The organism is Roseivivax sp. (assembly GCF_054552075.1).
The window spans coordinates 14,839-28,075 of the sequence record NZ_JBTOLZ010000013.1 but is presented as its reverse complement, the minus strand read 5'-3'; the positions used below and the strand labels follow the sequence as shown (position 1 = coordinate 28,075).

Genomic DNA, 13,237 nt, shown 5'->3' with positions numbered 1-13,237 from the left:
CGGGCTGATCACTCGGCCCAGCTGACCCCGGCCAGCGGGTTGGCCTGGGTCGGCTGGTTCTGCCAGAGCCCCTTCAGCCGCGCGTCGGCGACGGTCGGGAAGGCGAGCTGGAAGAGGTAGCCGTTGACGTGATCCTCGGCGATCATGCGCTGCGCCTCGGCCAGGAGGTCCGAGCGGTCGCCCGCGTCGGTGGTCCCGGTCAGCTCGGTCATCAGCGCCTGGAAGTCGGGGTTGTCATACTGGAAGTAGTAATCCGGCCGGGCGTAGATGCCGATGTCCATGGGCTCGGTGTGGCTGACGATGGTGAGCCCGTAGTCCTTGCCGCGGAAGACCTCCTCGAGCCATTGCGCCCATTCGAGGTTGGTGATCTCGGTCTCGATGCCGACCTCGCGCAGCTGCGCGGCGATGATTTCGCCGCCGCGCCGCGCGTAGGAGGGCGGCGGCAGCTTCAGCGTGGTCGAGAAGCCCTCGCCGTAGCCCGCGTCGGCCAGCATCTGCCGCGCCACCTCGGGGTCATGCGGCGAGAGGTCGGTCAGATCGACGTAATCGGGGTGATGCGGCGCGAAATGCGTGCCGATCGGCGTGCCCTGGCCGAACATCGCGCCGTCGATGATCGCCTGGCGGTCGACGGCATGGGCCACGGCCTCGCGCACGGCGGGGTCGTCGAAGGGCTCCTGGCCATTGTTCATCGCCAGGATCGTCTCGCCCTCGGTCGATCCCATGAGCACCTGGAAGCGCGGATCGACCTCGAACTGGGCGATGTTCTCGGGCGCGGGGAAGCCCGCGAAGGCGTCGATGTCCTGGGCCATCATCGCCGCGAAGGCCGCGGTCGGATCGGAGATGAACTTGAAGGTCGCCGCCTCCAGCGCCGGGGCCGGGCCCCAGTAGTCGGCATAACGGGTCAGCTCCACCCGGTCGCCCTGCACCCATTCGGAGAAGGCGAAGGGCCCGGTGCCCACGGGGGTCTGCTTGATGCCCTCGATGGTCTCGGGCGCCACGATCACCGCGTCGCCCCAGGCCAGGTTGAACAGGAAGCTGCCGTCGGGCTGGGCCAGGGTGATCTCGACCGTGGCAGGATCGACCACGCTGACCTCGGAGATGCCCTCGAACAGCGCCTTCTGGGCGTTCACGCTGTCCTCGGCGCGGGCCCGGTCGAGCGAAAATTTCACGTCCTCGGCGTCGAAGGCGCTGCCGTCGTGGAAGCGCACGGCCTCGTGCAGGGTGAAGGTATAGGTGGTCCCGTCCTCGGAAATCTCCCAGCTTTCGGCCAGCGCCGGCTCGACCGAGCCGTCGGCGGCAAAGCGGGTCAGCCCTTCGAAGACGTTGGAATAAAGCACGCTGTCGATGGCCCCGGCCGCGGCGGAGGTCGGATCGAGATGCGGCGGCTCGAGCTGGATCGCCAGCGTCAGATCACTCTGCTGCGCGAGAGCCGGCGTCGCGACGAACGCAAGCGCGGTCAGGGTGCGACGGAACATGGGGGCAACCTCCTTGCCGTGACGGATGGCCCCATGTTTCAGCCATTCGACGCGACGATCAAGCGCCGAGATCGCAATGCCGCCTAGGCGCTGGGGACACCAGGTGATAAGGCGCGTCGCGACACGGCTTTACCCCGAAAGGAGACGAGGTTGAGCGCCACCGGACGGAAGACCGCCCCGCTGCCCGACGACATCCGCGCCATGAAGGGCACGGATCCGATCGTCAGCCTGACCGCCTATACCACGCCCATGGCCCGGATGATGGACGCCCATTGCGACCTCGTGCTGGTCGGCGACAGCGTCGGCATGGTGCTGCACGGGCTGCCCTCGACGCTGGGGGTGACGATGGAGATGATGATCCTGCACGGCCAGGCGGTGCGCCGCGGGCTCGAGCGCGCGATGATGGTCATCGACATGCCCTTCGGCTCCTACGAGGAAAGCCCCGAGCAGGCCTTCCGCAACGCCCGGCGGCTCATGGCCGAGACCGGCGCGGGCGCGGTAAAGCTCGAGGGCGGCACCGAGATGGCCGAGACGATCCGCTTCCTCGTGGCGCGCGGGGTGCCGGTCATGGCCCATATCGGGCTGACGCCGCAGTCGATGAACACGCTGGGCGGCTACAAGGTGCAGGGCCGGGGCCAGGCCGGCGACGGGCTGCTGTCGGACGCCCGCGCCGTGGCCGCCGCCGGGGCCTTCGCGGTGGTCCTCGAGAAGGTGCCGCAAAGCCTCGCCGACCGGATCACCGCCGAGGTCGCGATCCCGACCATCGGCATCGGCGCCTCGGCGGGCTGCGACGGGCAGGTGCTGGTGGTCGACGACATGCTGGGGCTCTTCACCGCCTTCAAGCCGAAGTTCGTGAAGCGCTTCGCCACGCTCGGCGAGGACGGCGAGGCCGCCATCGCCGCCTATGCCGCCGAGGTCCGCGCCCGCAGCTTCCCCGGCCCCGAGCACGTCTTCGGCGACGACGCCCCGGAGCGCGGCTGATGGCGGCAGCGATCCTGCGCCGCAAGGCCGAGCTGCGCGCCGCCGTGGCGGGCTGGCGCCAGGCCGGCGAAAGCATCGGCGTGGTGCCGACCATGGGCGCCCTGCACGAGGGGCACCTGAGCCTGGTCGCCGCCGCGAAATCCGCCTGCGACCGGGTAATCGTAACGATCTTCGTCAATCCCCGGCAGTTCAACAACGCCAGCGACCTGGCGAAATACCCCCGCACCGAAGAGGCCGACGCCGAGGCCCTGGCGCCCTACGGCGTCGATGCGCTCTATGTGCCCGAGCCCGGCGAGATCTACCCCGAGGGCTTCGCCACCACGGTGTCGGTCGCCGGTCTGACGGACGTCCTCTGCGGCGCGCATCGGCCCGGGCATTTCGACGGGGTCGCCACGGTGGTCTCGAAGCTTTTCCTGCAAAGCGGCGCCGACCGCGCCTTCTTCGGGGAAAAGGACTACCAGCAGCTGCAGGTGGTGCGCCGGATGGCCGCCGACCTCGACCTGCCGATCGAGGTGAAGGGTTGCCCCACGGTGCGCGAGCCCGACGGGCTGGCGATGTCCTCGAGGAACCTTCGGCTCGACGCGGCGGCGCGGGCCGCGGCCGCCGCCCTGCCCCGCGCCATGGGGGCCATGGCCGCCGCATTGCGCGACGGCGACACCGCGAGCGTGGCCGGGGCGGCGGCGCGGGCGGATCTCGCCGCGGCGGGCTTCGCCGAGGTCGAATACCTCGAGCTGCGCGCCAGCGGCGATCTGCGGCTGATGGAGCGCCCCGAGGCCCCCGCGAGGCTCTTCGCCGCTGCCTGGATCGGCGGCGTGCGGCTGATCGACAACATCGAGGTGTGAGGGCAGGTTCTGGACGGCTCGAGGTGGGGCGCGACAGCCTGATCGGTGCCGCGCGGGCGGATCGACCGGACCGCGCCCCTGAGCCCCCCGCGCCTAGCGCAGCTTCGGCGGCTTCTCGGGGTCCGAGCCCGGGGCCTGCACCTCGGCGCGGGTCTCCTCCGCCTCCGGCTCGGGCAGGTCGAAGCGCAGCCCGACCCGCGCCAGCCGGGCGGTGAAGGCATCCGCATCGTCAAGGAAGACCACGTCCAGCGCCCCCGCCTCGATGCCCGAGAAGACCAGCGCCTCGTTCACCGCGCGGGCCAGCGGGCCCTCGGCACCCTCGCGCGCGCCGGTGATGCCCAGCATGTGCCCGTGGCTGCCGTCGTCGTAGCGCACCGCGGCCAGGTAGGCGCGCCGCGCCAGCCCCGCCGCCCGGCCAAGCTTGCCGTCGAGCGCGGTCAGCAGCGCCTCGGGCACATTGCCGGGCGCCAGGAGCTCTTCGGGCCGGGCGCTGGCCTCGGCGGGCCCCTGCCCCAGCGTCTCGGCCAGCCAGGCCACCGCGTCGGGCGGGATCAGATAGGCCGAGGGCGCGACGTCGAGGTTCAGCCCCAGCCCGGCGCCCTGCCCCGCGAGCATCCCCGCGATCACCCGCCCCGGCAGCGCCGCATAGGGCGCGGGCTTGCCCAGGAAGGCGGCGAGCCGCGCGTCGCTGTCGAAGACCAGGAGGTACGAGGTGCCCTCGACCTCGAAGACCTCCGGGTCGAGCGTCTCGCCTTCGGGCTCGCGGCTCAGGAGCAGGAGCAGCTCGGTATCGGCGAGCCGCTCGTAGAAGCGCAGCCGCGCGGCGTCATCCTCGGGCGCGGCCTCCATCGCCCGGTAGGCGGTATCAAGCGGGGTGTCTGTATCCATGCCGCCGAGGTAGAGGGCGCGGGGCCCGCAGGCAAGGCGAAGGCGTGGCGGGGAGGGCCTGGGGCGGGGCCGGCAGGCAAGGCATGGACGTGCCGGGGAGGGCCTCGGGCACCGCCCGCTGGCAAGGAATAGACGTGCCGGGGAGGGCCTGTCGCGCGAAGACCCGAGGCCGTCACCGCACGATGCACCGCGCCGAGGCCCGGCCCCTCAGCCCAGCGCTTCACCCATGGCGGCGCGCAGGGCGGGCAGCACCTCGGCCTCGAACCAGGGGTTCTTCTTCAGCCAGGCGGTGTTGCGCCAGGACGGATGCGGCAGCACGAAGGTGCCCGGCGCATGGGCGCGCCAGTTGTGCACCGTCTCGGTCACGCCGCTCCGCAGCCCCAGGTGGTAGCGGTGCGCATACCCCCCGACCAGCACCCTGAGCCGCACCTGCGACAGCTCCGCCATGACCCTATCGTGCCAGGTCTCGCCGCAGACCTTCGGCGGCGGCAGGTCCGCGCCCTTGGCGTCATAGCCCGGAAAGCAGAAGGCCATGGGCACCACGGCGATCCGGCGGGTGTCGTAGAAGGTCTCGGGCCCGATCCCCAGCCAGTCGCGCAGCCGGTCGCCCGAGGGGTCGTCGAAGGGCTTGCCCGACTTGTGCACCCGGAGCCCCGGCGCCTGCCCGGCGATCAGGACCCGGGCCGAGGGGGCGAACCAGGCGACCGGGCGCGGGGCATGGGCGGTCTCTGTCTCGGCGAACCGCGGCGCGCAGATGCGGCAGGCGCGGATCTCCTCGGCGAGGCTCATCCCGCCAGCGCCCCGGGCACCACCAGCCGGGTGGCATAGGTGATCCGTCCCGCGATCCAGCGCAGGTCCGCGCGCGAGACGGCGACGCAACCCTCGGTCGGATAGCCCGGCCGGCGCCACTGGTGCAGGAAGATCGCCGAGCCGCGCCCGGCCTCGGCGCGGGGCCAGTTCCAGTCGGTCAGGATCACCGTGTCATAGAGCGGATCGGCCCGCGCCAGCCGCTCGTGGCTGGCCGCATAGGGCGCACGCACCATGGTGTTGTAGTCCTCGTCCCTGACGTCGTCGGACCAGAGGTCCCCCGGCCCGATCGGCAGCGCCCAATCGGCGGGCGGGGCGATGCGGTCGGCGCGGTAGAGCATGCCGACGATCCGGTGCACCCCCGCGGGTGTCGCCCCGTCGCCCTCGCGCTTGTCGCGGGTCACCCCGCCGCGGCCGAGCGCGCAGGGGATCTGCCGCCCGAGAAAGCGCAACCCCCGGGGCGTGACCACCAGGTCTTCGGGGCGCGGGATCACGCCGCCGCCTCGCGGGTGATCCGCGACATGGCCTCGGCGGCGATCTCGAAGGAGCGCAGCCGCGTGCCGTGGTCGTGGATCTGGCCGGTCAGGATCACCTCGTCGGGCTGGTGCCGGGCGATCAGCTCGGAGAGCTGCGCCTCGACCTGCGCGGGCGTGCCGGTGGCCGAGACGCTGAGCGCCGCGTCGACCTGCGCCCGGGCGCCCGCCGGGATCACCGCGTCGATATCATCGACCGGCGCGGGCATCTTGCCCGGCCGCCCGAGCCGCAGCCGGTAGAAGGCCTGCTGCATCGAGGTCTTGAGCCGCAGCGCCTCACCCTCGGTCTCGGCGGCGAAGACGTTCACCGCCAGCATGGCATGCGGCCGGGCGCGGCCCTCGGCGGGCCGGAAGTGGCGGCGGTAGACCTCCAGGGCCTGCTCCAGCGCCTGCGGTGCGAAATGCGAGGCGAAGGCATAGGGCAGCCCGAAATGCGCCGCGACCTGCGCGCCGTAAAGCGAGGAGCCGAGGATCCAGAGCGGCACGCCGGTGCCCGCGCCGGGATGGGCACTGACCGGGGCCGCGGGATCGGCGGGGCCGAAGAGCCGCAGCAGTTCCGAGACCTCCTCGGGGAAGCGCTCGGCCCGGGCGTGGTTCACGCCGAGGGCCTGCATCACCGCCTGGTCGCCGCCCGGCGCCCGCCCGAGGCCCAGGTCGATCCGGTCGCCGTAAAGCGTCGCCAGCGTGCCGAAGGCTTCGGCCACGGCGAGCGGCGCGTGGTTCGGCAGCATGATGCCGCCCGCGCCGACGCGCATCTCGCGGGTGCGCTGCGCGACATGGCCGATCAGCACGGCGGTGGCCGCCGAGGCGATGCCCGGCATGTTGTGATGTTCAGCCAGCCAGTAGCGGTGGTAGCCCCAGGCTTCGGCCTTTTCCGCCAGCTCGCCCATGTTCCTGAGCGCGGCGGCGGTGTCGGAGCCCTCGGGCACGGGGGCGAGATCGAGAAGGGAATAGCGCATGGGTGTCTCCTGTTCCTCTTCCGACCTAAGAAGTGAACCGATCGGTTCAAAGGGGGCGATGCGGCAATCCTGCCGTGCCGGGGCGGCGAGGCCAAGGGGGCGGGGTGAAGCGTCCGCGTGGGGCGTGCAGGTGGTTTGGCCTGTGGTGGTCAGCGACGCGGCGCTCAGGGAGCCAGAGCCCTCCGCGTCCGGCGCAGCGCGCGGCCTTGCAGGCCGAGCGCCGCACAGCGGCGTCCCGCCCGCGCGCGTCCGACCGACCACAACGGGCGCGCCTCACCGCGCCCCGTGCCGCCGCCCTAAAGCAGATGCCCCGACTTCTTCGCCTTGGTCGCCAGATAATGATGGTTGAACCGCGTCTCGCCGACCTTGAGCGGCACGCGCTCGGTGACCTCGATGCCCTCGGCCTGCATCCGGGCGATCTTGGCGGGGTTGTTGGTCAGAAGCCGCACCGCGCCGAAGCCCAGCTCGGTCAGGATCTGCGCCCCGAGGCGGAAGTCGCGCTCGTCGTCCTCGAAGCCCAGCCGGTGGTTGGCCTCCACCGTGTCGAAGCCCTGGTCCTGCAGCGCATAGGCGCGCATCTTGTTCGCGAGGCCAATGCCCCGGCCCTCCTGGTTGAGGTAGAGCAGCACCCCCTCGCCCGCGCCGCCCATCTGCGCCAGCGCGGCGTTGAGCTGCGGGCCGCAGTCGCACTTCAGAGAGCCCAGCAGATCGCCGGTGAAACAGGCCGAATGCAGCCGCGCCAGCACCGGGGTCTCGCGGTCCGGGCGGCCGATCTCCACGGCGTAATGCTCTTCCGAGCCGTCCTCGGGACGGAAGATGTGCAGCCGGGCGCGTTCGGCATGGCGCAGGGGCACCTGGGCGCTGACCACATGTTCGAGCGGCGAGAGCCGCAGGAGATGCGGCGCCGCGACGTCGGCGTCGATCCGGGTCAGCCCGGCGGGGGCCTCGGCGCCCAGCGGCACCACCAGCGCGGCGGGCAGGAGCCGGGCGGATTTCGCCAGGACCAGCGCCAGCCGGTGCAGCGCGGCGTCGCCTTCGCGGCGCGAGGTGAAGGGCCCCTTCATCGGATGCGCGAGGTCGTCGGCGGGATCGGCCAGCGCCTGCACCCAGTCGAGGCCCGCGTCGCCGGGCAGCGCGATCCGCGCGAGATCGCCGTCATAGGCCCGCGCCCGCAGCGTCGCCGCCCGCCGCCCGGTCAGCGCGAGGTCCGCGGGCCGGCCCAGCGCCTGCACCGCGGCGAGCCGCGCGGCGCTCAGCGTCTCGGCCGCCAGCACCAGCGCCGCGCCCGAGGCGCCGCTGAGAACCACCGGCACGCCCATGCGCAGGTCGCCCCGCGCCCGCGCGAGGGTCTCGGTCAGATCGGGAGAGAAGGCGGGCTCGGGCGTCATGTCCTTACAATCCTGTAATAATCCTGCACCGTCTACACGACGCCGTGAGAGATTTGCAGCAAAACTTGCCCCTGATCGCGCCCGCTCACATTTCTGTCACGAGAAACGGAGGACGCGATATGGCGCAACTCAAGAACATCCTGCTCGTCGACGACGACGAGGACCTGCGCGAGGCGCTGGCCGAACAGCTTGTTCTGACCGAAGACTTCGAGGTCTTCGAGGCCGAGGATGGCGCGCAGGCGATGCAGAAGGTGAAGGAACAGCACCACGACCTCGTCATTCTGGACGTCGGTCTGCCTGATACCGATGGCCGCGAATTGTGCAAGCTGATGCGCAAGCAGGGGCTCAAGGCGCCGATCCTGATGCTGACCGGGCATGACTCCGACGCCGACACGATCCTGGGGCTCGACGCGGGCGCGAACGACTATGTGACGAAGCCCTTCAAGTTCCCGGTGCTCCTGGCCCGCATCCGCGCCCAGCTGCGCCAGCACGAGCAGTCCGAGGACGCGGTCTTCCAGCTCGGGCCCTATTCCTTCCGGCCGGCGATGAAGATGCTGGTCGACGAGGCGGAGAAGAAGATCCGGCTCACCGAGAAGGAGACCAACATCCTCAAGTTCCTCTATCGCGCGCCCGACGGCGTGGTGCCGCGCGACGTGCTCCTGCACGAGGTCTGGGGCTACAACGCGGGCGTGACGACGCATACGCTCGAGACGCACATCTACCGGCTGCGCCAGAAGATCGAACCCGATCCCTCGAACGCGCGGCTCTTGGTGACCGAAAGCGGCGGATATCGGCTGATGTCGTGACCCCGAAGGTTTGAGGGGAACCGAGCGGTCCGCCGCGTGTTTCCTCTCCGGCCCGTCGCATGTGCGGGTGATCACATGCACCCTCCCTGTTGGACTGGCCCGGGCCTCGCGCCCGGGCCTTTTTTTGTTTGGCTGTCGGGGGTTGTCGTGGGGCGGCCTGCCTCGCGGGGGCGCTGCTAAGGGCGCAGACGCCGCTATGTGCGGCTCTGACGCCGCCGTCCCAAACGAGCTGACCGGCCTTGATACTGGACGGAATGCCGCAGGCGTAGAATACTTATCCACATTTCCCGCACCCGCGCCGGGGCCTTTCCCGGCCCGCGCGCCTTTGACCAGAAGCCATTTTCCCGAAAGCCCGCGGCCCAATCCCCACCCGCAGGCGCGAGACCAAGAACGAGGGACATGCCATGGACACGATTCGCTCGGTGTCACGGACCTATGCCAGCGCCGACAACGCCCGCGCCTGGCGGGAACTCGGGGCGACCTTCCTGATCTACCTCGCCGCGGTTGTGCTGGCGCTGCAGGCGATCGGCAGCTGGTGGCTCATGCTGCCCGCGATGGTCATCGCCGCGGCGGCGGGCCTCAGGCTCTACATGATCCAGCACGACTGCCTGCACCGGTCCTTCTTCACCAGCCGGGCGCTGAACGACGCGGTGGGCACGCTGCTCTCGCCGATCGCCATGACGCCCTACCAGGCGACGCGCTGGAAACATAACCAGCACCACGCCCATGTCAGCGACCTCGACCGGCGCGACACCTTCGAGATCTACGTGATGACCGTCGAGGAATGGGAGCGCGCGCCCCTGGCCGAGCGGCTGCGCTACCGGCTCTACCGCTCGCCTTTCATCCTCGTGGTGGTGGGGCCTTTCCTCCTCTACGCGGTGCTGCGGCGGTTCCCGCTCTACGGGCTGAAGACCGGCGTCTGGGACCTGGTCCTGCACAACGCGCTGCTGCTGGGTTGCCTCGGCGCGGTCTACCTGGCGGCGGGCTGGGCGGGCATCGGAGTGTTCTACGGCATCGTCTATATCGCCACGCTCTGCGGCGGGCTGATCCCCTATGTGCTGCACAACTTCGAACAGGTGCATTGGGGGGTGAAGCCCGAGCTGGACTTCGAGACCGCCGCGCTCGAGGGCTCCTCGGTCCTCGACTGGGGGTGGCTCTTCGACCTGGCGATGATGAACATCGCCTATCACGACCTGCACCACCTGAACGCCAAGATCCCCGGCTACAAGCTCAAGGCCGCCCACGCAGAGCTCGAGCGGCGGGGACTGATCCAGTCCAAGCGCATCGGGCTGATCGAGGGGCTCATGTGCCTGCGCTGGAAGCTCTACGACACCGAGGCCGGGCGCATGGTGCCCTTCCCCCGCCGAGGGCGGGACGTTGCCGGCGTGCCGGCCGCATAGCGCCTGCGCCCTGATCGGGGCCGGGGGCCTGCTGGCCCTTCTGAGTTGCGCGCCGCTGGAGGGGCCGGGGGCGGGGGTGGTCGGGTCTGCCGCCGGAGAGTCTCCACAGGCCGCTGGCGTCGCACACCGGGACGCGAGAGCGGCCCCTGCCCCGGCCCCCGCGCCCGGAGTGGCAGCGGGAGAGCTCGCCACCGGAGGGCCTCCCCGGCCCGCAAGAGTCACGCAACGGGACGCCGGGGCGACGCCCGCCCCGTCGCTCACCGCCTTCCTGCCCCCGCGCTTCATCGCCGATCCGCGCAACATCGCACCACCGCAGCCCGAGCCGGGCGCGCTGCGCTTCGCCCTGCCCGCCCGGGCGCGGCCCGGCGCGCGGGTGGCGCTGCGCATGGGCGAGAGCTGGCAGCCCGGGCACCGCAATATGTTCGGCTTCGAGATCCTGATCGAGCCTGAGACCCTGCCGCGCCAGACGCCGTTGACGCTGGCGCGCTGGCAGGCGGGGCCCGAGGGGCCGGTGCTTCTGGAGATGACGCTCGACGCGCGGCACGGGCTCCTGGTCGAAAACCGCCGCTGCGTCGGGCCCGCGGGCTTCGGCACCTGGCGGCGGGTCTACCTGCGCATCCTCTGGTCCAAGGCGCCCAGCGGCTACCTCGAGGTGCGCTGCGGCACCGGGGCGCTCGCGACCATGCCGGTCATCTATGCGCGCGAGGGGATCGCCACGCATCCCCCCGGCGCGCCGCCGCGCTACGACCTGAGCCTGGGGCTGATCGCCGGGCGGACCCTTGCCGCCCCCGCCGAGGTGCGCCTGCGCCGGATCATCTGGCGGCGGCTCTACGTGGTCTTCGACCGGGTGGCGCAGGCGGGCTGAGCGCCGCCCGCCCCGGCCCCCAACCCGCAAAAAGAAAACGGCCCCGAGGTCTCCCCCGGGGCCGTCCTGTCGTTCGCATCAGGGCGTCGAGATCACTCGGCGTCCTGGTGCTCCTTGTTGGGGTCGGCTTCTTCGCCGGTCTCCTGGTCCACGACCTTCATCGACAGGCGCACCTTGCCTCGGTCGTCGAAGCCCAGCAGCTTCACGAAGACCTCCTGGCCCTCCTTCAGGATGTCGGAGGGGTGGTTCAGGCGCTTCGGCACGATCTGGCTGACGTGCACGAGGCCGTCGCGCTTGCCGAAGAAGTTCACGAAGGCGCCGAAGTCGACGATCTTCACGACCTTGCCCTTGTAGATCTTGCCTTCCTCGGGCTCGGCCACGATCGAGTAGATCATGTCGTAGGCCTTCTGGATGGCCTCGCCGTTCGGCGATGCGATCTTGATGATGCCCTCGTCGTTGATGTCGACCTTGGCGCCCGAGGTCTCCACGATCTCGCGGATCACCTTGCCGCCCGAGCCGATCACTTCGCGGATCTTGTCGGTCGGGATCTGCATGGTCTCGATGCGCGGAGCATGCTCCGAGAAGGAACCGGCCTCGGAGAGCGCCTTGTTCATCTCGCCGAGGATGTGCATCCGGCCGTCCTTGGCCTGGGCCAGGGCCTGCTTCATGATCTCGGGCGTGATGCCCTGGACCTTGATGTCCATCTGCAGCGAGGTGATGCCCTCTGCGGTGCCTGCGACCTTGAAGTCCATGTCGCCGAGGTGGTCCTCGTCGCCCAGGATGTCGGTCAGAACGGCGAACTCGCCGTCATCTTCCAGCACCAGGCCCATGGCCACGCCCGCGACCGCGGACTTCAGCGGCACGCCCGCGTCCATCATCGACAGCGACCCGCCACAGACCGAAGCCATGGAGGAGGAGCCGTTCGATTCGGTGATCTCGGAGACCACGCGGATCGTGTAGGGGAACTCGGTCGCCGGCGGCAGAACCGCCTGCAGCGCGCGCCAAGCGAGCTTGCCGTGGCCGATCTCGCGGCGGCCCGGAGGGCCTACGCGGCCCGCTTCACCGACCGAATAGGGCGGGAAGTTGTAGTGCAGCAGGAAGTTCGAGCGGAAGTTCCCGTGCAGCGCGTCGATGATCTGCTCGTCATCGCCGGTGCCCAGCGTGGTCACGACCAGCGCCTGGGTCTCGCCGCGGGTGAAGAGCGAGGAACCGTGGGTGCGCGGCAGGACCTTGGTCTCGGCCTCGATCTGGCGCACCTGGTCGAGCGCGCGGCCGTCGATGCGGCGCGAGCTTTTCACCACGTCGGCGCGCAGCACGACCGATTCAAGCTTCTTCAGCGCGGAGCCGAGGTTGGCGTCCTCGAGCTCTTCTTCGGAAAGCTCGGCCTTGATCGCCTCCTTGGCGGCGGCGACGGCGGCCTGGCGCTCCTGCTTGTCGGTGATCGCATAGGCGTCGCGCATCTGCGTCTCGCCCAGGCCCTTCACCTTCTCGTAGAGCGCGGAGTAATCCGGCGGCTGGAAGTCGAAGGGTTCCTTGGCGCAATCCTCGGCGAGGTCGACGATCAGGTCGACGACCGGCTTGAGCTGCTCATGCGCGAAGGTCACCGCGCCCAGCATCTCGTCCTCGGTCAGCTCGTAGGCCTCGGATTCGACCATCATCACCGCGTCGCGGGTGCCGGCGACCACCAGGTCGAGCCGCTGGTCGGGGTTGTTGCGCAGGTTCTGCATGTCCTCGACGTCGGGGTTGAGGACGTATTCGCCATCCTCGTAGCCGACGCGGCAGCCCGCGATCGGGCCCATGAAGGGCGCGCCCGAGATGGTCAGCGCCGCCGAGGCCGCGATCATCGCCACGATGTCGGGATCGTTGACGAGGTCATGGCTCAGCACCGTGCACATCACCAGGACTTCGTTCTTGAAGCCCGGCACGAACAGCGGACGGATCGGACGGTCGATCAGGCGCGCGGTCAGCGTCTCTTTCTCGGTCGGACGCGCCTCGCGCTTGAAGAAGCCGCCGGGCACCTTGCCCGCGGCGTAGTATTTTTCCTGGTAGTGGACCGTGAGCGGGAAGAAGCTCTGGCCTTCCTTCGGCTCCTTGGCGAAGGTCACATTGGCCATCACGGAGGTCTCGCCCAGCGTGGCGATCACCGAACCGTCGGCCTGACGGGCCACTTTGCCCGTTTCCAGCGTGAGCGTTTCCTCGCCCCACTGCATGGTTTTCTTCGTCGTGTTGAACATCATCGTATCCTATCAGGGAGCCCTCCCGGGCGTATCCCGGGTCTCCCGTTTGATTGGCG

General features: G+C 70.3%; 12 protein-coding genes. 5 read left to right on the top strand and 7 right to left on the bottom strand.

Going from position 1 to position 13,237, the window contains the following annotated elements; translation table 11 throughout:
- Window positions 1-8: 8 nt before the first annotated feature.
- On the bottom strand, window positions 9-1,475 hold the full coding sequence (locus ACX938_RS11275; protein ID WP_459431127.1) for an ABC transporter substrate-binding protein: 1,467 nt from the start codon (window positions 1,473-1,475) through the stop codon (window positions 9-11).
- A 150-nt stretch (window positions 1,476-1,625) separates the two neighbouring features.
- Between ACX938_RS11275 and panB the strand changes: the two genes are divergently transcribed.
- Window positions 1,626-2,456 carry a 3-methyl-2-oxobutanoate hydroxymethyltransferase gene (panB, locus tag ACX938_RS11270; protein ID WP_459431126.1) on the top strand — a complete coding sequence of 277 codons (831 nt, stop codon included), beginning with the start codon at window positions 1,626-1,628 and terminating at the stop codon, window positions 2,454-2,456.
- Window positions 2,456-3,298 (top strand): pantoate--beta-alanine ligase, encoded by an 843-nt coding sequence (gene panC / locus ACX938_RS11265; RefSeq protein WP_459431125.1) that lies wholly within the window; start codon window positions 2,456-2,458, stop codon window positions 3,296-3,298. The genes panB and panC overlap by 1 nt, the downstream gene beginning before the upstream one ends.
- A 93-nt stretch (window positions 3,299-3,391) precedes the next feature.
- Here panC and ACX938_RS11260 read toward each other — a convergent pair whose 3' ends face one another.
- The 5 genes from ACX938_RS11260 to ribA form a co-directional block, all read right to left on the bottom strand.
- On the bottom strand, window positions 3,392-4,186 hold the full coding sequence (locus tag ACX938_RS11260) for an SseB family protein (RefSeq protein WP_459431124.1): 795 nt from the start codon (window positions 4,184-4,186) through the stop codon (window positions 3,392-3,394).
- Window positions 4,187-4,393: 207 nt separating this feature from the next.
- Window positions 4,394-4,975 (bottom strand): uracil-DNA glycosylase family protein, encoded by a 582-nt coding sequence (locus ACX938_RS11255; protein ID WP_459431123.1) that lies wholly within the window; start codon window positions 4,973-4,975, stop codon window positions 4,394-4,396.
- Window positions 4,972-5,487, bottom strand: coding sequence for a L,D-transpeptidase family protein (locus ACX938_RS11250; RefSeq protein ID WP_459431122.1), 516 nt, complete (start codon window positions 5,485-5,487; stop codon window positions 4,972-4,974). Before ACX938_RS11250 ends, ACX938_RS11255 begins: the two co-directional genes overlap by 4 nt.
- On the bottom strand, window positions 5,484-6,485 hold the full coding sequence (locus ACX938_RS11245; RefSeq protein WP_459431121.1) for an LLM class flavin-dependent oxidoreductase: 1,002 nt from the start codon (window positions 6,483-6,485) through the stop codon (window positions 5,484-5,486). The genes ACX938_RS11250 and ACX938_RS11245 overlap by 4 nt, the downstream gene beginning before the upstream one ends.
- Window positions 6,486-6,781: 296 nt before the next feature.
- Window positions 6,782-7,873, bottom strand: coding sequence for a GTP cyclohydrolase II (gene ribA / locus ACX938_RS11240; protein WP_459431120.1), 1,092 nt, complete (start codon window positions 7,871-7,873; stop codon window positions 6,782-6,784).
- Window positions 7,874-7,992: 119 nt separating this feature from the next.
- Between ribA and ACX938_RS11235 the strand changes: the two genes are divergently transcribed.
- The 3 genes from ACX938_RS11235 to ACX938_RS11225 all read left to right on the top strand — a co-directional run bounded on the left by ACX938_RS11235 (window position 7,993) and on the right by ACX938_RS11225 (window position 10,944).
- Window positions 7,993-8,679, top strand: a complete 687-nt coding sequence (locus ACX938_RS11235) for a response regulator transcription factor (protein ID WP_232753812.1) — start codon at window positions 7,993-7,995, stop codon at window positions 8,677-8,679.
- A gap of 404 nt (window positions 8,680-9,083) precedes the next feature.
- Window positions 9,084-10,079: a fatty acid desaturase gene (locus ACX938_RS11230; RefSeq protein ID WP_459431119.1), complete on the top strand. Its 996-nt coding sequence runs from the start codon at window positions 9,084-9,086 to the stop codon at window positions 10,077-10,079.
- 169 nt (window positions 10,080-10,248) lie between these two features.
- A complete protein-coding gene (locus ACX938_RS11225) occupies window positions 10,249-10,944 on the top strand; it encodes a hypothetical protein (RefSeq protein WP_459431118.1) in 696 nt (231 codons plus the stop codon).
- 92 nt (window positions 10,945-11,036) lie between these two features.
- On the opposite strand, the gene pnp is transcribed toward ACX938_RS11225, so the two are convergent.
- Window positions 11,037-13,178: a polyribonucleotide nucleotidyltransferase gene (gene pnp, locus ACX938_RS11220; protein ID WP_459431117.1), complete on the bottom strand. Its 2,142-nt coding sequence runs from the start codon at window positions 13,176-13,178 to the stop codon at window positions 11,037-11,039.
- Window positions 13,179-13,237 lie beyond the last annotated feature (59 nt).